Here is a 16,703-nt window from a genome sequence, read left to right on the forward strand (position 1 = left end):
GCCGGGCCGTTCCGTCATAGGGGTGCAGCTATCGAACAGCGGCAAGTGAACAACGCGGAGGAGAACCACCATGGATGCCCGTCTCAACCTCTTCGGCAGCCCGACCGCCGGCAAGTTCCTCAAGCACGTCGTCTCGGCGGGGCAGGTCGTCACGGACTCGTCGCTGCCCGCCGCGACGCAGGAGCTGGTGAAGATCCGCGCGAGCCAGATCAACGGGTGCGGCTTCTGCACGGACATGCACACCAAGGAGGCCGTCGCCGCCGGTGAGACGGCGGTACGTCTGAGCCTGGTCGCGGTATGGCGGGAGGCCACGGTCTTCACCGAGGCCGAGCGCGCCGCGCTGGAGCTGACGGAGCAGGGCACCCGGATCGCGGACGCGGCCGGCGGGGTCCCGGACGAGGTCTGGGCGAACGCCGCCAAGCACTACGACGAGGAGCAGCTCGCCGCGCTGGTGTCCCTGATCGCCCTGATCAACGCCTTCAACCGGATGAACGTGATCGTCCAGCAGCCCGCGGGCGACTACCGGCCCGGGCAGTTCAAGTAGCCGGGGGAGCGCCGGGGCGGAGGCCTCGCTCCGCCCCGGCGGCCCGGCCACCGGTCACAGCAGTTCCAGCTCGCGGGCCCGCCGTACCGCGGCCGACCGCCGGGTCACGGCGAGCTTGCGGCAGACGCTCTGCGGGGGCGGGTGCGGGTGCGGGTGCGTCCGCCGTGCGTCGCCGATGCCGTCCGCGCTCCGTACGGCCGTCGCAGCCGCCACCGTACCCACGGTGCGGTCCGCGGATCAGTCGTCCACGGCGTCCAGTACGTCCCCCAGGTCGACGAACTTGAAGTTGGTGGAGGGGCGCTCCGGGTCTCCGGGCGCGTCGTGCCCGTCCTGCACGACCAGCAGCCCCTTCGGGTACTTGGGGCCCAGCGGCGCCTTCAGCGCGGCGGCGCCGTCGCACTCCTCGGAGCCGTCCAGGGCCGGCGAGGCGGGAGCGACGCGGAAGCCGCCCTCGTACTCGTTGTCGTCGGATATCTCGCGGTCGTAGGCGACGAAGGTGTTGTCGCCCTGGCTGGACGCCAGCAGGTAGCCGTCGCCCTTGGACTCCTCGACCAGTGTCAGGCCCTCGACGTCGGCCGTCAGCCGCTTGCCGCCGTAGCCGGGGTCGGCGCCCGCGACGCACTTCTCGGACGCCTCGTCGTAGGTGGCCGGTACGCCGTACTCGCGGACCTTGTCGATCAGCTTCGGCGTGCCGGTCAGGTCGGCCCGCAGCCGCCAGATGCCGACGTCCTCCTGGCCCGCGTACAGCGTGCCGTTGTGGGGATCGACCACCATGCCCTCGACCTGCGGGAGTTCACCCGGCTCGGCGCAGGGGGACCACTTCTTGCCGTTGGGGAGGCGGAAGGCGGCGGGCAGGTCCAGGGTGCGGACCTTGCGGTAGCCGACCGTGCCGCCGGCGCCCGGGGTGAGTTCCAGGAGGGCGAGGGTGGTCCGCTCACGGCGGCTGACCAGGGCGTACGAGCGGCCGGTGGCCCGGTCGGTCCAGGTGGCCAGCCCGTACGCGGTGCGCTGCTGGTCGATCTCCTGCTGGGAGGTGGAGAAGACCGGCGGGGCCGCGGGGTCGGTCACGTCGGTGAGCGGGCCGCCCGCGCGGTCGCGGTCGACGCGGTAGAAGCGCAGCCGGTCGTTGCCGCGGTCGCTGACCACCGCGAGGTCGGCGGGGCCCGACGACAGGCGCAGGCCGGAGACGAGGTCGACGTTGTTGAACCGGCCGGCGGCGTGCCCGGAGCCGGGCGCGGCGGGCGCGGGCAGCGACTGCACCTCGCGGGCGTCGAGGTCGTAGACCCGCAGACCGCCCTTCTTCGCGGTGGCGATCACCAGGCTGCGGCCCGGGTCGGCGGCGTCGCGCCAGATCGCCGGGTCGTCGGCGTCGGCGTCGCCCCCGGCCGCGTCGTCGTGCAGGGCCGGGGTCTCGGCCCGCGGGGTGACGGCGGGCGGCGCGGACGGGGCGGCCCCGGCCGGGAAGGGTACGGCCGCGACGGTGAGCGCGGCGAGTGCCGTGGCGAGGGCGAGCCTTGCCGGCCGGACGCTGCGGGAGGTGGCCACGAAGGGGCTCCTTCATGTCGGGAGGGTGGTTGAAGGGGAAAGCAGGGGGAGTCTGGGATGCGCGCATGACGGCTTACCAGTAGGTAACGTTTCCGGGGCGCGTACGGGACGTGAACGGTCCGTGGCGCGGCGCCGGTTGAGCCGTGCGGCAGCTGAAGGTAACGCGAACTCCGTGCGCTGCAAAGGGAGTTGACTCCCGGTCGGGTGGCCGGCTCTCCTGAACGGCCCCGAAAGGCCACCCTCCCGTGACCCCTCTGAACGGCCCCGAGGAGCCGCCCCCGTGCCCCTCGTGAACGGCCCCAAGGAGCCGCCCTCCCGTGCCCCTCCTGAACGGCACCAAAGAGCCGCCCTCCGTGACCCTCCTGAAGGCCCCGAGGAGCCGCCCCCTTACCCGGTCACCCCGCCCATTCCGGCGTCCACGTCTCGTCGTCCCGCCGTTCCGCACCCGCTGCGGGCGCCGCGTACCGGGCGCGCAGGTGGTCGTGGAGCGCGGCCAGCGCGGGGTGCGGGTTGTCGCGGTGCCAGATCAGCGAGTGCGGGTAGACCGGGGTCGGCCGGTGCAGGGGCACGCGCCGCAGATCGTGTTCGGCGGGCCAGGCGAACCGCGTCCACGCGCCGACGAGGGTCGCGATCCGCGGGGAGTCGGCGATGGTGTCCAGCAGCGGTTCGGTGCCGAAGTCGGGTCCGGTCACCTCGATGGTGAACCCGAACGCGGCGGCGAGCGCGTCGTAGTAGGCCGCCCACTCGGTGCCGCTGACGATGCCCGGCATCCAGATCCGGTGCCCGGCGAGCCCGCGGGGGGTGACCGCACGCGCGTCGGCCAGCGGGTGGGCGGGTCCGGTGAGGAGCTGCACGGGCTCGTCGTGGACCCGTACGGCCCCGACGCCGTCGGGCAGCTGCCGCGCGGGTACGGTCACGGCGCGGAACGACGCGTCGATCGTGCCGGACCGTACGGCGGCGAGCGCCGCGTCGGCGTCGAAGAGGGTCACCACGTCGAGCGCGGTGTCGGGGTGCGTGCGGTGGAAGTCGCGCACCAGGTCGGCCGGGGCGAGCCGGCGCCCGATCACGTCCACGCGCAGGGCGCGGCTGCCGGGCCGTACGGAGGCTGCCGCCCGCTCCTCGGCGCGCAGCAGTTCGCGGGCGTGCGGCAGGAACGCCTGTCCGTCGATGGTGAGCCGCGCCCCACGCGGCGTGCGGTCGAAGAGCCGTACCCCGAGGTCCTTCTCCAGCGCGGCGATGCGCTTGGACACGGCCTGCTGGGTGACCGACAGCTGGGCGGCGGCTTCCCGGAACTGCCCGGAGTCCGCGACGGCGACGACGGTGCGTACGGCATGCAGATCCACGGGAGCACTCTAGAGGACGCGTGGACAACCGCCGGTTGTCCCTGCGGTCGCCCCGGGTTGTTTGCTTCCGCGCCGCCCGCTCGGTGAGATGTCTCCGCTCGACGATCTGTCGTGCGAAGTGGACGCCGGGAAAGTATGGAGTGGGGCGTGGGGAGCAGACGGCCGCTGGGGCGGCGGTTCGGGTGGCTGTGGGCGGCGTACGCGATCAGTACGTTCGGGACGTCGCTCGCCTTCGACGCGTTCTCGCTGATCGCGGTCCTGGTGCTGCACGCCGGGCCCGCCCAGGTGTCGGCGCTCGCGGCGGTCGGGCCCGCGGTGGGGGCCGTGCTGGCGGTGCCGCTCGGCCCGTGGGTGGAGTTCCGGCGCAAGCGGCCCGTGATGATCGCGATGGATCTGGTCCGGTGCGGGCTGCTGCTGAGCGTCCCCGCCGCGTACCTGCTCGGGCGGCTCGGCTTCGGCCAGCTGCTGGTCGTGTCCATGGTGGTCGCGGCGGCCGACATCACCTTCAACGCGGCCGCCGGCGCCTGCCTGAAGGCCCTCGTCCGGCCGCCGGACCTGGTCGTCGCGAACGGGCGGTTCGAGGCCACGCAGTGGACCTCCACCGTGCTCGGACTGCCGCTCGGCGGAGCCGCGGCCGGGCTGTTCGGGCCGGTGACGACCGTGGTGGCCGACGCGGTCAGCTATCTGCTGTCGGCCGCGGGCATCCGGGCGGTCGGCGGCGGGGAACCGCGTCCGGTACGGGCCGAGGCGCCGCCGGCGGCACGCGCCGCCACGGTCCTGGAGGGCTGGCGGCACCTCCTCGCCCACCCCGTCCTGCGCCCGCTGTTCCTCAACGCGGTCCTGGTCAACGGCCTGATCATGGCGACCGCGCCGCTGGCCGCCGTCCTCATGCTCGGCCCCCTCGGCTTCCCGCCCTGGCAGTACGCCCTCGCCTTCGCGGTGCCCTGCCTCGGCGGCCTGCTCGGCTCGCGCCTGGCCGGTCCGCTCGTCGCGCGCTACGGGCGGCACCGGGTCCTGCGCGCGGCCGGGACGCTGCGGGCCTGCTGGCTGATCGGTCTGGCCTTCGTCCACCCCGGTGTGTCCGGGCTGCTGCTCGTCATGGCCGTCGAGTTCGCGATGATCGTCTGCATCGGCGTCTACAACCCGGTGCTCGCCGCCCACCGGCTGGAACTCACGGAGCCGGACCGCGTCGCCCGTACGCTCTCCGCCTGGTCGGTCACCGGCAAACTCACCATCGCCGCCCTGACCGCCCTGTGGGGCCTGCTGGCCGCCCTCACCGGACCCCGCCCCGCCATCGCCCTCGCCGGCGCCCTCATCCTGACGACTCCCTTCCTGCTGCCCCGGCGGCCGGCCGGGCCGGCCCCCGCCTCGCCCGGGCCCTCGCGGGTTCCCGCAGCAGAAACCGGCCCTCCGCGTAGGTGAAGGCGGGGTCCGGAAGGAGCGCTTCGCGTCCGCTGAGGACGACGGTCAGGCTGCCGTCGGCGGGGGAGCGGGGTGCGGGCGGGTGCCCGATGCGGCGGAGGGTCTGGGCGGCGACCGCGTGGGCCGAGCCGTGCAGGACCAGGGGTGGCAGGCCGGGACGTTGCAGTGCGGTGCGGATGCGTTCGGCGACCAGTTCGTAGTGGGTGCAGCCGAGGACGACGCTGCGCACCCCGGCCGGGGTGCGCAGTGCGGCGGCGGCGATCGCGAGGTCGATGGCGTCCTCGTCCCCCTGCTCCACCGCGTCGGAGAGCCCGGGGCACGGCACCTCGGCGACCGCCACACCCCGGGCGAACCGCCGGATGAGCGAGCGCTGGTACCGGCTGCCGGTGGTGGCGGGGGTGGCCCAGACGGCGAGGGGCCCGCCGCCCGCGGCCGCCGGTTTGATCGCCGGAACCGTGCCGATGACCGGCAGGTCCGGCTCGAAGCGGGCCCGCAGGGCGGGCAGCGCGTGGACGGTCGCGGTGTTGCAGGCGATGACCAGCGCGCACGGGCGCCGCGCCGCCGCGGCTTCGGCGACGGCGAGCGCGCGGGCGGTGATGTCCCGTGGAGTGCGCGGCCCCCAGGGCATGCCGTCGGGGTCCGAGGAGAGGACGAGGTCGGCGTCGGGCCGCAGGCGGCGTACGGCGGAGGCCGCCGCCAGCAGCCCGATCCCGACATCCATGACCGCGATCTTCGGCCGGTCACCGGGGCGGGACCGCCTTGTGGCGGCGCGGCCTGCCGCGCGTCGGTGATGTGGCCCGCCCCCGCCGCCGTCCCGGTGCTCGTCGTCCATGCCGGTCGCCTCCGCGTTCGCTCGGTGTCGGTGTTACGGGAGGTGAGTCTGTATGGAGGCGGGACCGGACAACATGGCCAATTCCGTGGGGATGGTCTGGTGCGGGGCGGTGTCTTCGCGTCCGGGGGTCAGTCGAGCACCCCGATCTCCAGCCCCCGCAGCCGCGCCGGGTCCGCGATCACCTCGTAGCCGGTGATCCGGTCGTCCTCGACGGTGAAGGTCAGCGCGACGCGCAGGCGGCCGCGGGGTGCCACGAGGAGCCCGACGGTGCCGTTGACGAGGGCCGGTTCGGCCTGGCGGGAGCGGTGGGCGAACAGGAGGGTGCCCTCGGCCACGGCCCGGGCGCCGCGGAGTTCGGGCGCCGCTCCCGGCGGCAGGGCGGCCGGGTCGGCGCGGCGTACGACATCGGGGGCCAGCAGGGCGAGGACCGCCGGGAGGTCGCCGGCGCGGGCGGCCTTCAGGAACTCGGTGATGACGTGGCGGTGCCGGGCCAGGTCGGCCGCCGGGACGGCGGGCGTACCCCGTACCTTCTGGCGCGCCCGGCTGGCGAGCTTCTTCGTGGCGGCCGGGGTGCGCTCCACGACGGGGGCGATCTCCTGGAACGGCACGGCGTACATGTCGTGCAGGACGAACGCGACACGCTCGGCGGGACCCAGCCGGTCCAGCACCACGAGCAGCGCCCGGCCGACGGAGTCGGTCAGCAGCGCGGTCGCCTCAGGGCCCGCTGCCCGGCCCGGGGCCTCGTCGAAGGCCCGCAGCTCCGTCAGGTCCTCCCGCCGGGACGTCCGCGCACGCAGGGCGTCGAGGCAGATACGGGTCACCACCGTCCGCAGCCAGCCGCCCAGGTTGTCCACCGCGTCCGCGTCCACCCGGCCCAGCCGCAGCCACGCCTCCTGTACGGCGTCGTCGGCCTCCTCCGGGGAGCCGAGCATCCGGTAAGCGACGGCCCGCAGCCGGTCGCGCTGTTCCTCGAAACGTTCCGCCAGTCCGTCGCGCGCGTCCACCGGTCACCTTTCCTCGTTCCGTTCCGTCACGGGTAAGGACGGACGCACCGCGCGAGAAGTGACAGGAGAACCCGATGCCGACCCTGCTGCACCTGGATTCCAGCGCCGACCGCTCCGGCGGGTCGGTCAGCAGGCAGCTGACCGCCTTGTTCGCCGAGACCTGGCGCGCCGCACACGGCCCGGCGGCCGGATACCGCCACCGGGACCTGGCCGCGGACCCCGTGCCCCCGCTGGACACCGCCTACTGCTCGCTCGGCCGGCGCGTGGAGGAGCGCGGCCTCGTCCCGCCGGACGGCGTGGACGCGCTGATCGCGCACCCGGCCGAGCGGCGGGCGTGGGCGCTGACCCGCCCGCTGGTGGACGAGCTGCGGGCGGCCGGGACGGTGCTGATCGGTGCGCCGATGTACAACTTCTCGGTGCCCGCCGCGCTGAAGGCATGGCTGGACCGGGTCCGCTTTCCCGGGGCGTTCACCGACCCGGGAACCGGGGAGGGCCTGCTGAGGGGGACGCGGGTGGTGGTGATCAGCTCCCGGGGCGGGGCGTACGGGCCGGGGACCCCACGGGAGGGCTGGGACTTCCAGACGCCGTACCTACGGGCGTACTTCCGCGAGCTGGGGGTGGCGGAGGACGCCGTCCGGGTCGTCCCCGTCGAGCTGACGTTGGCTCATCTCGTTCCGCATGTGACGCGTTTCGGGCCGCCGGCGGCCGACTCGCTCGACGCGGCGCGGGCCGAGGTGACCGCGCTGGCCGGGGCCTGCGGGGCGGTCACCTGACCAGGGAGGCGTGCGCCCCGCCCCCCGGCCGTCGGACGAACGCCTCACCCCTCCCGGTCCCGCGGCCGCCCGAACCAGTCAAGGCACAGCACCAGCGCGTCGTCCATCGACTCCGCGTCGCGGTACTCGGCGAGGTCGCGCAGTACGGCGCGGGGCACGCTCGCCGCCGGCAGCAGGCTGGTGGCGTGGATCGCGCGGGCGAGGGCGTGCTCGCCGTACTCCTCGCCCGGCGGCGAGACCGCCCCGTACACCCCGTCGCTGACGAACAGCAGCCGGTCACCGGGCCGCACCTCGAATTCCTGCGCCACGTACTGCGTCTCCTCGAACATGCCGAGCGGCAGCTGCGCCTCCAGGGGCACCCGGTCGATGGTGCGGCCCCGGCGCCGCCACAGCTGCGGGGAGCCCGCGTCCACGACCTCCACCCGGCCGGTCGCGAGCTCGAAGCGCAGCAGCAGTGTCGAGACGTAGGCGGAGCCGCGGTACTGCCCGTAGAGGGCCTGGTCGGCGAGGGCCGCCTGGTCGGCGATGCCGATACCGGCGCGGCGGGCGTTGCGCAGCGCGTTGACCGTGAGATGGGTGAGCAGGGACGCCTCGATGCCGGTGCCCATGCCGTTGGTGACGGCGAGGGTCAGCTCGTCCGCGTCCGCCGCCCAGTCGTAGTTGTCGCCGTGGATCGCGTAGGCCGGTTCGAGCTGCGCCCCGATGGCGTACTCCGCGGCCACGCAGGCCCGCGCGGGCAGCAGCTGCCACTGCATCTCGGCGGCCAGCGTGAGCCGGTTGGTGCGGCGGGCCCGCTGGTAGACGTCGGTGTCCCGCTCGGCGACGAGGATCTCGTGGCCGAGCAGGTCGGCGGCGTGCGCGAGCTCGTCGGCGACGCCCGGCACGTTGCGGTCGCCGGGCAGCCGTACGGTCAGGATGCCGAGCCGTTCGCCGCGGACCGTCACCGGCAGGTGGTGGTCGACCGCGCCGCCCTGCCGGACCTGCCGCTCGTGCGGTTCCTGGCTGCCGAAGGCACGCCCCTGCGGGCTGTTGGAGATGGACAGCGCGCCGGGCGAGTCCTCGCCGAGCGAGGCGAACGGCCTGAGCACCGTGCCGCCGTAGTCGGCGAGGAACAGATGGACGGACGTGGCTCCGTAGGCCGCGGCGAGTGCTTCGCGCAGCGTGTCCACCAATGCGTGCGGTGCCGACGCGCGAACGGCTCTTTCCACATCACAGCTCAGGGTCACGGTCTCTCAAGCATTCTTATTCCGGTGGATTCAGATGAATTCAGACATGGCCGGGCTGACGCGGGCGGCCGGAGGGTGACAGAGTGGTCGTGTGTCCCGTTTTCCCGGCCAGTCGCAACACGAGCAGGTGACCGAGGCCACCCTTGCCGCCTCCGAGTTGCTGGAGGTGCTGTGGGGTCGTGGCCAGGAGACGGCACGCTCGGCGCAGGTGTCGCCGTCCCAGCTGCGGGCTCTGCTGGTGATCGAGGATCATGAGGGTACTAACCTGCGGGCGCTCGCCGACGCACTCGGCTCGCGTCCGCCCGCGGTGAGCCGCCTCTGTGACCGCCTGGAGGCCATGGGCCTGGCCGAGCGCTGTCCGAGCGCGACGAGCCGGCGCGAGGTCGAGCTGCGGCTGAGCCTGCGCGGGCGCGCCTTCCTGAAGGAGTACCGGGCGGCCCGCAAGAGCGAGGTCGCCGCCATCGTGGCGCGCATGGACCCGGCTCAGGTCGCCGATCTCGCGTCCGGCCTGGCGGCGTTCCACCGGGCGGCCGCCCTGCACCGTACGGCCGAGGGCTCTCGTACGGTCCCCGCCCGCCGCACGCTCGGTGCGGACAGCGCGGACACAGCGTGAAGACATTCAGGCCCCGCTTCTCGATCCGAAGTCACTCCGGGCAGAGCCGTGTTGCGCAGTGACAGGGGACAAGATTGTTGCCTTTCTGGAATATTGTCAAACGGCAACAATCGCTTCTATTGTTGATCACTCCATCCGGCCGGACGGGAGTTCGGCCGGGCCGCCGACCCGTCACCGACCGAGGACTACCGTGCATCCACAGCCCAGCGCAGACCGGCCGACGCAGGTTCTGATACGGGAAGGACAGCGCGCCGGGGACGCCATGGTCGTCACCGTCACCGGACCGCTCGACATCGACACCGTCGCGCCGCTGGAAGCCGCCCTGCGCGAGGCGGGCGCCGGGCACGGGGACGGAGCCGGGCCGGGCGACGGAGCGGCGCGGCCCGTGGTCGTCGACCTGTCCGGGGTGGAGTTCGCGGACTCCACGACGGTCAACGTCCTCCTGCAGCAGCACGCCGCCCTCGGCACCCGGCTGCGTCTGGCCGCCCCTTCGCCGGGCCTGTGCCGCCTCTTCGAGCTGACCGGCCTCGACGGTGTGCTCCCGCTGTACGGAACGGTCGCGGAAGCGGCGGCGGCCGACGGCGTGGCGGGGGAGCCGGCCGGGGAGTAACGGCTCTCAGCCGGCCGCCGCCGTCTCCGCGAGTTTCCGGAATTCCCCCAGGTCGTAGTTGGCGAGGGTGGAGTCCAGGTTCGTCAGGGCCCCCAGCCGCTCCACGAAACCTTCCGGTGAGTACTCTATTTGCAGCGTGACACGGCTCGCGGTGTCACTGAGCCGGTGGAAGGTGACGACTCCCGCGTGATGGACGCCCTCCGTCGTTTTCCAGGCGATGCGCTCATGGGGTTTGATCTCGGTGAGTTCCGCCACGAAATTCTTGTCCGCCCCCGGCAGCGACAGCTGCCAGGCGAAATGCGTGTCGTCCAGGCGCTCGACCAGCCGTACGTGGCTGAGGAACTTCGGCCACCGCGTGACGTCGGACCACAAAGCCCAGCTCACCGCGACGGGCGCTTCGATGTCCACACTCTCCAGCAGCGAGGACGACATGGCAGGAACCTCCTTGGTCTGGTGGGCGAAAGCGCACGGACACGCGCGGTAACGGCCCGCCGCGGCCGTATTCGTCCGCGGCCGGGATTGCCGTCCGGCCGTATCCGCGAGCGGTCCGGAGTTGCCCTTGTACCCCGTGCCGGAGCGGGTACCCGGGGAGTACGGCAGCGGTTACCGGAACGCCGCCCGCCGGGTTGTCACCCCATCGGGAACTTGCTGTTCCGCATGTGACAGCGTGATTGCCCGGTTGCCTGGCGGGAAAGCTGCCTACTTGTACGCCTTACGGTCGAACGGGAAACGAGGTGAGCCCCGATGAGCAGTGCCACGGCCCCGGACAGGGTTTCCGCAGCGCCGTCGCTGGTGGTGACGCTGGAGAACTGTCCCGAGGCGGCGGCAGTCGCCCGGGACGCCGCCGGTGACCTGCTGAAAGGGCTGGGGCCTCCGCTGGACCGGGACGCCTCGGACGCCGTGGTCCTGATCGTCTCCGAACTCGTCACCAACGCCGTCCGCCACACCCGGACCCGCACCTGCACCCTGAGCCTGACGGCCGCCCCCGACACCGTGACGGTGAGCGTGGCCGATTCCAGCGCCACCCCGCCCCGCGAGCGGAACCCCGACGTGCGCGGCGAGGGCGGCGGCTTCGGCTGGCCGATGGTCCGCCGCCTCGCCGCGGCCACCTCGGTGGAGACCACCGCCTGGGGCAAGACGGTCAGCGCCGTCGTCGCCCGTACGAGCCGGACCCCGGCGTGAGCCTCAGCGTGGACGCGGCGACAGGCGGACGGCCAGCGCCAGCGTGTCGTCCGGGTGCAGGACGACGGTGTGCATGTCCTCGGCGATGGCGCCGGGGATCTCCCCGATGGGCCGGTGCCGGTGCCGCCGGGCGCTCTCGGCCAGGCGCTGCTCACCCTCCCGGGGGTCCCGGCGGCTCTCGGTGAGCCCGTCGGTGTAGAGCACGAGCAGGTCGCCCTCGTCCAGCTTGGCGTGCAGCAGCCGCTCACTGCCGGGGTAGGGATAGCCGACCCCGCGCCCGCGCACCTCCAGATACTCCTTCTCGCCCGTGCCCCGCACGACCAGGGCCGGCGGATGGCTGCCGTTGGCGAGCCGCAGGTCCCCGCTGGCCGGGTCGATCCGCGCCAGCAGCACCGTGGCCATCAGCTCGGGGTCCAGCGGCGCGAGGATCTCGTCCGTACGGGCCACGATGGACTTCAGCGGGTGGCCCTCCAGCGCGAGCGTACGGACCGCGTGCGTGACGTTCAGCGCACTGCGCGTACTGCGCACGCCGTGCCCCAGCGCGTCGACGACGGTGATGTGGACCGTCCCGTCCGGCAGCGTGAACCAGTCGTAGAAGTCGCCGCCGGTGGGCGCGTCGGTGCCGGCCGGCGCGTAATGCACGGCCAGTTCCAGCCCGTCCACCGCGATCGGCGGCGGACGCAGCGCGTCCTCCAGCTCGCGCAGGATGTGGCCGTGCGCCGTACGCAGCTGCTCGTCGCGCTCCTCCAGCTGTACGTACAGCGCCAGTACACCGCTGTTGGTCTCGGCCAGCTCGTGCGTCAGCCGGCGCTGGTCGGCGGCGAGCGAGTCCACCCGGGCCAGCGCGACCCGCAGTTCCTCCTCCAGGAGCCGGTTCTCGGCCACCGGGTCCGACACCGCGCCGTTCCCGTCCCCGCCGGACGCGCCCGCGGGCGTACCGCCGGGGCCGCGCCGCCGTCCGCCGCCGTCCGCCGTCGCGTCTTCCGGCTGCCGTCCCGCCGGAATCCGGATCTCCGGTGTCCCGTCCGGCAGCGGCACGTGCCAGGTGGCCGCGCCGGACGACACCTGGGCGGGCAGCGGGAGTTCGGCCCCGGTCGGCGGTACGAGCCCCGGGGCGGGGGTGCGCAGCGTGACGGCCAGGTAGCCGGTGCGGGCCGGGTCGGCGGAGACGCCGTCGGTGTCACCGTCCCGGGGCTCCCCGGCCCCCGGGGCCGGGGAATCCGCCGAGGAGGAACGGCCCCGCGTACAGGTACGGGCCGTCTCCAGCGTGACCCCGTAGCCGGCCCGGAGCACCGGGTCGGCCAGCGTGCTCACGGACAGCACGAGGCGCGCCCGGGTCTCGACGGGCAGGCCGTTGGCCGCGCCCAGCCGGCGCACGGCGTGGCGCAGCGCCGGCAGCGCGTGGAAAGTGTGGCGTCTCACGAAAGTCTCTGATGGAGGTTGGCGGCGAGGACGGTCGCGTCGTCCCGGCTGCGGCGGTGGCCGTGCACAAGGGCCGTGGCCAGCAGCGGCGCGGGCAGACGCATGAGGAATGGGTCCGGGCTGTACGCCCAGCGGTGGTCGATGCCGTCGGTGTGCAGCAGGGCGGTGAAGTGCGGCTCCCACGGGATGTCGCGGGTCAGCGGCCGCGGCATCTCCAACCCCGCCACCCCGGGCTGGCCGGTCAGACGGTGCTGGATGTCCCGCTGCGTCAGCGTCATGCACCGTACGTTGCCGATGCCGCAGTACTGGGCGCGCCCGGCGTGCAGCCGCAGCAGCCCGACGGCCGCGCCACGGCTGCGCCGCAGCGCGCGGTGGACGGTGGTCAGCAGCCCGGTCAGCGGCTGGTCGGGGGTCCTGGCGAAGGTGCGCAGCGCGATCTGCGCCGCCTCGGCCGCCTCCGGGCCGTGCCCGAGCCCGTCGACCACGATCGCGGTCAGGCCCTGCTCGGTCTCGGCCGCGGCGCAGGCGTCGCCGCTGACCTCCTCCCGCTGTGCGGGCACACAGACCGCGCCGACCGCCCGGCGCGCGTCCCCGGCGTCCTCGGGCGGCGTCAGCCGGGCACAGGCCACCGTGCCGTCCGGCTCCTGGGTGCGGACGGTGAAGCTGGTGGCTATGCGGTTGACGCCGCCCATTCCGGCGCCGAGCGTCTCGGTCGTCGTGTACCCGTCGGCCAGGCAGCGCCGGAGCTCCGGCATGCCCGGCCCACGGTCGGCGGCGATGATCTCCACTCCTCTCCCCACGGGCAGTTCCTGGACGTACAGCGCCCCGTCCACCGCGTGCTTGGCCAGGTTGCTGCCCAGTTCGGACGCGATGACCGCGGCCTGGTCGGGCAGCGCCCCCTGGAGCCCGCAGCGCTGCGCGACCGACCGCGCGGCCTGCGCGGCCAGGTGCACGGCGCTGTAGTGGTCGACGGGGATGTACGCCGACGGGTACGCGGCGGGGGGCAGGGTCAACGGTCGGCCCACCGGGTCGCGGTCACCGTCGTACCGCCCCCCTCCCGGGTACGGATCTCGAACTCGTCCATCAGGCGCTGCGCGCCCCCCAGCCCGTGCCCGAGCCCCGCGCCGGTGGTGTACCCGTCGGTGAGGGCCGCGTCGATGTCGGCGATGCCCGGTCCGGCGTCGTCGACCGTCAGCCGCAGGCCCACCGCGCCGGGCCGGGTCGGGTACTCGATGCGTACCGTGCCGCCGCCGCCGTGGACGTAGGCGTTGCGGGCCAGCTCGCTGGCGGCCGTGACGACCCGGGTCTGGTCGACGATGCTGAAGCCCACCGCCAGGGTCGCGTCGCGCACCGCGTGCCGGATCGCGAGCAGGTCCTGTTCGCTGCGCACGGTCAGCACCGTCGGTTCCGCCGGGTCACCGGCCCGTTCCGGGCCCCCGCCGTCGAGGGTCGTGGTACCGGCGCCGCCGGTACCGCCGTATTCACCGGGTCCCTTCATGCGGTACCTCTCCTGAGGAACGGGGACTCTGATGCCAGCCCAGGGCCGCCATGCCGTGTTCCGCGTTCAGGGCGGTCTCCACACCGGCCAGGCGCAGCCCCAGCTCGGCCAGGGTCATGGCCACCGGGGGCCGCATGCCCGCGACGATCACCCGGGCGCCCAGCAGGCGCGCCATGGTGGTCAGCTCCATCAGGGTCCGCGCCACGAACGAGTCGATGATCTCCAGGCGCGAGATGTCGATGAGCACTCCGCGAGCCCGGTCGGCGGTGATGCGGGTGGTCAGCTCCTCGGTGAAGGCCACCACCGTGGCGTCGTCCAGCTCGTTGAGCAGCCCCGTGACCAGGACGTCGCCGAGCCTGAGGATGGGCACGCCAGGGGTGGGCCGGGCGTTCACGGGTTCTCCCGTACGCCGCTGGACGGCCGGTGCGCGCCCTCGTCGGTGAGCTTGACGGCGGCGGCCAGCGCGTCGGCCAGGGTGGCGCGGGTCAGGATGGTGGACAGGTCGATGCCGAGCTGGGCGATGGTCTGCGCGATGGACGGCCGGATGCCGCTGATCACACAGTCCGCGCCCATGAGCCGGACCGCGTTGACGGTCTGCATCAGGTGCTGGGCGACCGCGGTGTCCACGGTCGGCACGCCGGTGATGTCGATGATGGCGACCAGGGCCTCGTGCTCCTGGATGGCCTCCAGCAGGTTCTCCATCACCACCTGCGTACGGGTGGTGTCGAGGGTGCCGATCAGGGGCACGGCCAGTACCTGCCGCCACAGCCGGACGACCGGGGTGGACACCTCAAGGAGCTGCCGGCTCTGCCGTCGGATGATCTCCTCGCGGCCCTCCACGTACGTCTCGAAGGACAGCGCGCCGGCCGCGTCCAGCAGCCGGTTGATCAGCACGGCGGCGCTGAACAGCTCCTGGGTGTCCCGGGTCTGCCGCTGTACCGCCTCCAGGAGTGCCTCCTTGAGCGAGAGGACGGCCAGCGACGTGATGGTCGGCATGGCGCCGGCCCGCGCCCGGCGCATGGAGAGATCGGTCACGGCCTGGCGCAGCGACCGGTCGGTGGCCACCACGCGGTTCGCCGGAAGGTCACTCTCCAGGCCCCGCAGGAGGGCGCCGAGCAAGGTGTCGGCCTCCTCGCGCAGTTCGCCCTCGCTGACTATGTCGCGCAGCTCTTCCTGGTCGAGCTGGAGTTGCACCCAGCGGTCGGAGACGGTGTCGGTTTCTGCGCGCAGCGCGCCGATGACACGCTCGCGTGCCGCGGCCTCGGTGGAACTCAACCCACGGTCCTTTCTTGGTGATTGACTGGAGCACAAGCGCGCATGATGTGCTGCTCGTGCGGTGCGTACCCAACCGCACGCGATCTTCGATTGCCGTCCGGCAAATGTTACCGAGCGCGGGCGGGGGCCTGAAGGCCGGACCGCCGCGGCCGCCCGCCGGCCCCGCCCGGGCCGGTAGGCTCCCGGCCACACGAGAAACTGTTTCCCATTGGCAAGGGTTAAACACCTAAGGGTCGGGCAGGTGCACCTGACCGTACATACCGTGAAGGGTGAAGACGTGACCATGCTTGCCGTACAAGGGTGTGCAGCGGGACCTCGGACGGCGGCGCCGGCGGGGCGGGCGCCCGAGCTGCCGCAGGTACGCGACGCGACCAAGGTGGCGCCCCGGGACGCCCGGGAACTGTCGAAGCTGTTCCTCACCCGGCTCGCCGCACTGGAAGAGGGGACGGCCGAGTACCAGTACGCGCGCAACACCCTCATCGAGATGAATCTCTCACTGGTCCGCTTCGCCGCCTCCCGCTTCCGCGGCCGGGGCCAGGACCAGGGGCACTCCGAGGACATCATCCAGGTCGGCACGATCGGACTGATCAAGGCCATCGACCGGTTCGACCTGACCCGCGAGGTGGAGTTCTCCACCTTCGCCGTCCCGTACATCGTCGGCGAGATCAAGCGCTTCTTCCGCGACGCCACCTGGGCCGTGCACGTGCCCCGCCGGGTCCAGGAACTGCGCACCGAGCTGTCCCGGGCGGGCGAGCAGCTCTCCGCCGACCTGGGCCGCGAACCCACCGTGTCCGAGCTGGCCGCCCGTCTGGAGATCGGCGAGGACGAGGTCGTCGACGCGATCGCCGCCAGCAACGGCTACACGGCGGGTCCGCTGGAGACCCCCGGCGACGGCTCCGGCGCTGAAGGCGAGAGCCGCGCCATCGCCGATGTCATGGGCGGCGACGACCCCGGCATGGAACTGGTCGAGAACCTCAACGCCCTCGCCCCGCTCCTGCACGAGCTGGACGACCGCCGGCGCCGCATCATCGAGATGCGCTTCGTCCAGGAGATGACGCAGGCGCAGATCGGCGCGGAGCTGGGCATCTCCCAGATGCACGTCTCGCGGCTGCTCTCCCGGACCCTGGAACACCTGCGGAAGGGACTGCTGGAGCAGTAGCCGTACGGTGCGAAAGCCCCCGGGAACGGCCCCCATCGTCCCCGTACGGCACTGCGGTCCTTCACCTGTCCGCCCGGACCCCGCGCGGACAGGATGAGGCCCCACCGGCAGTTCGGCGCCGCGGGAGCCGGGCTCAGTCGGCCGGCTTCAAGGAGTTGCTTTTCTCGGCTTTGCCCCGGCCGCTCCACGGCAGTGAACGAGCCGGGAATTCCCCGCCGAGACGGATGGAAGCCAGGCGGATAGACTGATTCCAGG

19 protein-coding genes are annotated in these 16,703 nt (G+C 73.3%); 7 read left to right on the forward strand and 12 right to left on the reverse strand.

Annotated features, from left to right (window positions below):
* Positions 1 to 70: 70 nt before the first annotated feature.
* Complete coding sequence (locus CP973_RS19525) at positions 71 to 544, forward strand: carboxymuconolactone decarboxylase family protein (protein WP_150242454.1); 474 nt, start codon at positions 71 to 73, stop codon at positions 542 to 544.
* A gap of 54 nt (positions 545 to 598) precedes the next feature.
* Here the strand turns inward: CP973_RS19525 and CP973_RS40045 are convergent, their stop codons facing one another.
* The 3 genes from CP973_RS40045 to CP973_RS19535 form a co-directional block, all read right to left on the reverse strand.
* Positions 599 to 757, reverse strand: coding sequence for a hypothetical protein (locus CP973_RS40045; protein WP_167538377.1), 159 nt, complete (start codon positions 755 to 757; stop codon positions 599 to 601).
* Positions 758 to 781: 24 nt separating this feature from the next.
* Positions 782 to 2,089 (reverse strand): phytase, encoded by a 1,308-nt coding sequence (locus CP973_RS19530; protein WP_150242456.1) that lies wholly within the window; start codon positions 2,087 to 2,089, stop codon positions 782 to 784.
* 395 nt (positions 2,090 to 2,484) lie between these two features.
* Positions 2,485 to 3,432: a LysR family transcriptional regulator gene (locus tag CP973_RS19535; protein ID WP_150242458.1), complete on the reverse strand. Its 948-nt coding sequence runs from the start codon at positions 3,430 to 3,432 to the stop codon at positions 2,485 to 2,487.
* A 147-nt stretch (positions 3,433 to 3,579) separates the two neighbouring features.
* Between CP973_RS19535 and CP973_RS19540 the strand changes: the two genes are divergently transcribed.
* Positions 3,580 to 4,854, forward strand: coding sequence for an MFS transporter (locus CP973_RS19540; RefSeq protein ID WP_167538378.1), 1,275 nt, complete (start codon positions 3,580 to 3,582; stop codon positions 4,852 to 4,854).
* On the opposite strand, the gene CP973_RS19545 is transcribed toward CP973_RS19540, so the two are convergent.
* A complete protein-coding gene (locus CP973_RS19545; protein ID WP_167538379.1) occupies positions 4,745 to 5,575 on the reverse strand; it encodes a glutamate racemase in 831 nt (276 codons plus the stop codon). The genes CP973_RS19540 and CP973_RS19545 overlap by 110 nt on opposite strands.
* 239 nt (positions 5,576 to 5,814) lie before the next feature.
* Positions 5,815 to 6,690, reverse strand: a complete 876-nt coding sequence (locus CP973_RS19550; protein WP_150242464.1) for a sigma-70 family RNA polymerase sigma factor — start codon at positions 6,688 to 6,690, stop codon at positions 5,815 to 5,817.
* 74 nt (positions 6,691 to 6,764) lie between these two features.
* On the opposite strand from CP973_RS19550, the gene CP973_RS19555 reads away from it, so the two are divergent.
* Entirely contained in the window at positions 6,765 to 7,463 is a 699-nt protein-coding gene (locus CP973_RS19555; RefSeq protein ID WP_150242466.1) for an FMN-dependent NADH-azoreductase, read from the forward strand.
* Positions 7,464 to 7,507: 44 nt separating this feature from the next.
* On the opposite strand, the gene CP973_RS19560 is transcribed toward CP973_RS19555, so the two are convergent.
* Positions 7,508 to 8,632, reverse strand: a complete 1,125-nt coding sequence (locus tag CP973_RS19560; RefSeq protein ID WP_244409609.1) for a PP2C family protein-serine/threonine phosphatase — start codon at positions 8,630 to 8,632, stop codon at positions 7,508 to 7,510.
* A gap of 148 nt (positions 8,633 to 8,780) precedes the next feature.
* Here CP973_RS19560 and CP973_RS19565 point away from each other — a divergent pair, with 148 nt between their 5' ends.
* Both CP973_RS19565 and CP973_RS19570 read left to right on the forward strand, forming a co-directional pair.
* Complete coding sequence (locus CP973_RS19565; RefSeq protein ID WP_208853218.1) at positions 8,781 to 9,302, forward strand: MarR family winged helix-turn-helix transcriptional regulator; 522 nt, start codon at positions 8,781 to 8,783, stop codon at positions 9,300 to 9,302.
* Between the two features lie 190 nt (positions 9,303 to 9,492).
* On the forward strand, positions 9,493 to 9,912 hold the full coding sequence (locus tag CP973_RS19570) for an STAS domain-containing protein (protein ID WP_425281979.1): 420 nt from the start codon (positions 9,493 to 9,495) through the stop codon (positions 9,910 to 9,912).
* 6 nt (positions 9,913 to 9,918) lie between these two features.
* Here CP973_RS19570 and CP973_RS19575 read toward each other — a convergent pair whose 3' ends face one another.
* Complete coding sequence (locus CP973_RS19575) at positions 9,919 to 10,344, reverse strand: SRPBCC family protein (RefSeq protein ID WP_150242470.1); 426 nt, start codon at positions 10,342 to 10,344, stop codon at positions 9,919 to 9,921.
* A gap of 312 nt (positions 10,345 to 10,656) precedes the next feature.
* Here CP973_RS19575 and CP973_RS19580 point away from each other — a divergent pair, with 312 nt between their 5' ends.
* The gene (locus tag CP973_RS19580; RefSeq protein ID WP_150242472.1) at positions 10,657 to 11,094 is read left to right on the forward strand and encodes an ATP-binding protein; all 438 of its coding nucleotides are present in this window, start codon (positions 10,657 to 10,659) and stop codon (positions 11,092 to 11,094) included.
* Between the two features lie 3 nt (positions 11,095 to 11,097).
* On the opposite strand, the gene CP973_RS19585 is transcribed toward CP973_RS19580, so the two are convergent.
* Genes CP973_RS19585 through CP973_RS19605 form a run of 5 tightly spaced genes read right to left on the reverse strand, consistent with a single transcriptional unit; the run spans position 11,098 to position 15,289 of the window.
* Positions 11,098 to 12,516, reverse strand: coding sequence for a PP2C family protein-serine/threonine phosphatase (locus CP973_RS19585; protein ID WP_150242474.1), 1,419 nt, complete (start codon positions 12,514 to 12,516; stop codon positions 11,098 to 11,100).
* Positions 12,513 to 13,529, reverse strand: coding sequence for a SpoIIE family protein phosphatase (locus CP973_RS19590; RefSeq protein ID WP_244409610.1), 1,017 nt, complete (start codon positions 13,527 to 13,529; stop codon positions 12,513 to 12,515). The genes CP973_RS19585 and CP973_RS19590 overlap by 4 nt, the downstream gene beginning before the upstream one ends.
* Entirely contained in the window at positions 13,526 to 14,014 is a 489-nt protein-coding gene (locus CP973_RS19595; RefSeq protein WP_150242478.1) for an ATP-binding protein, read from the reverse strand. The genes CP973_RS19590 and CP973_RS19595 overlap by 4 nt, the downstream gene beginning before the upstream one ends.
* Positions 13,998 to 14,408 (reverse strand): STAS domain-containing protein, encoded by a 411-nt coding sequence (locus CP973_RS19600; protein WP_150242480.1) that lies wholly within the window; start codon positions 14,406 to 14,408, stop codon positions 13,998 to 14,000. Before CP973_RS19600 ends, CP973_RS19595 begins: the two co-directional genes overlap by 17 nt.
* Positions 14,405 to 15,289 carry an STAS domain-containing protein gene (locus CP973_RS19605; protein WP_150242481.1) on the reverse strand — a complete coding sequence of 295 codons (885 nt, stop codon included), beginning with the start codon at positions 15,287 to 15,289 and terminating at the stop codon, positions 14,405 to 14,407. Before CP973_RS19605 ends, CP973_RS19600 begins: the two co-directional genes overlap by 4 nt.
* A 283-nt stretch (positions 15,290 to 15,572) precedes the next feature.
* Here CP973_RS19605 and CP973_RS19610 point away from each other — a divergent pair, with 283 nt between their 5' ends.
* Positions 15,573 to 16,448 carry an RNA polymerase sigma factor SigF gene (locus CP973_RS19610; RefSeq protein ID WP_150243780.1) on the forward strand — a complete coding sequence of 292 codons (876 nt, stop codon included), beginning with the start codon at positions 15,573 to 15,575 and terminating at the stop codon, positions 16,446 to 16,448.
* Positions 16,449 to 16,703: the final 255 nt, after the last annotated feature.

The organism is Streptomyces albofaciens JCM 4342, from assembly GCF_008634025.1.
Classification (GTDB): Bacteria; Actinomycetota; Actinomycetes; order Streptomycetales; family Streptomycetaceae; genus Streptomyces; species Streptomyces albofaciens.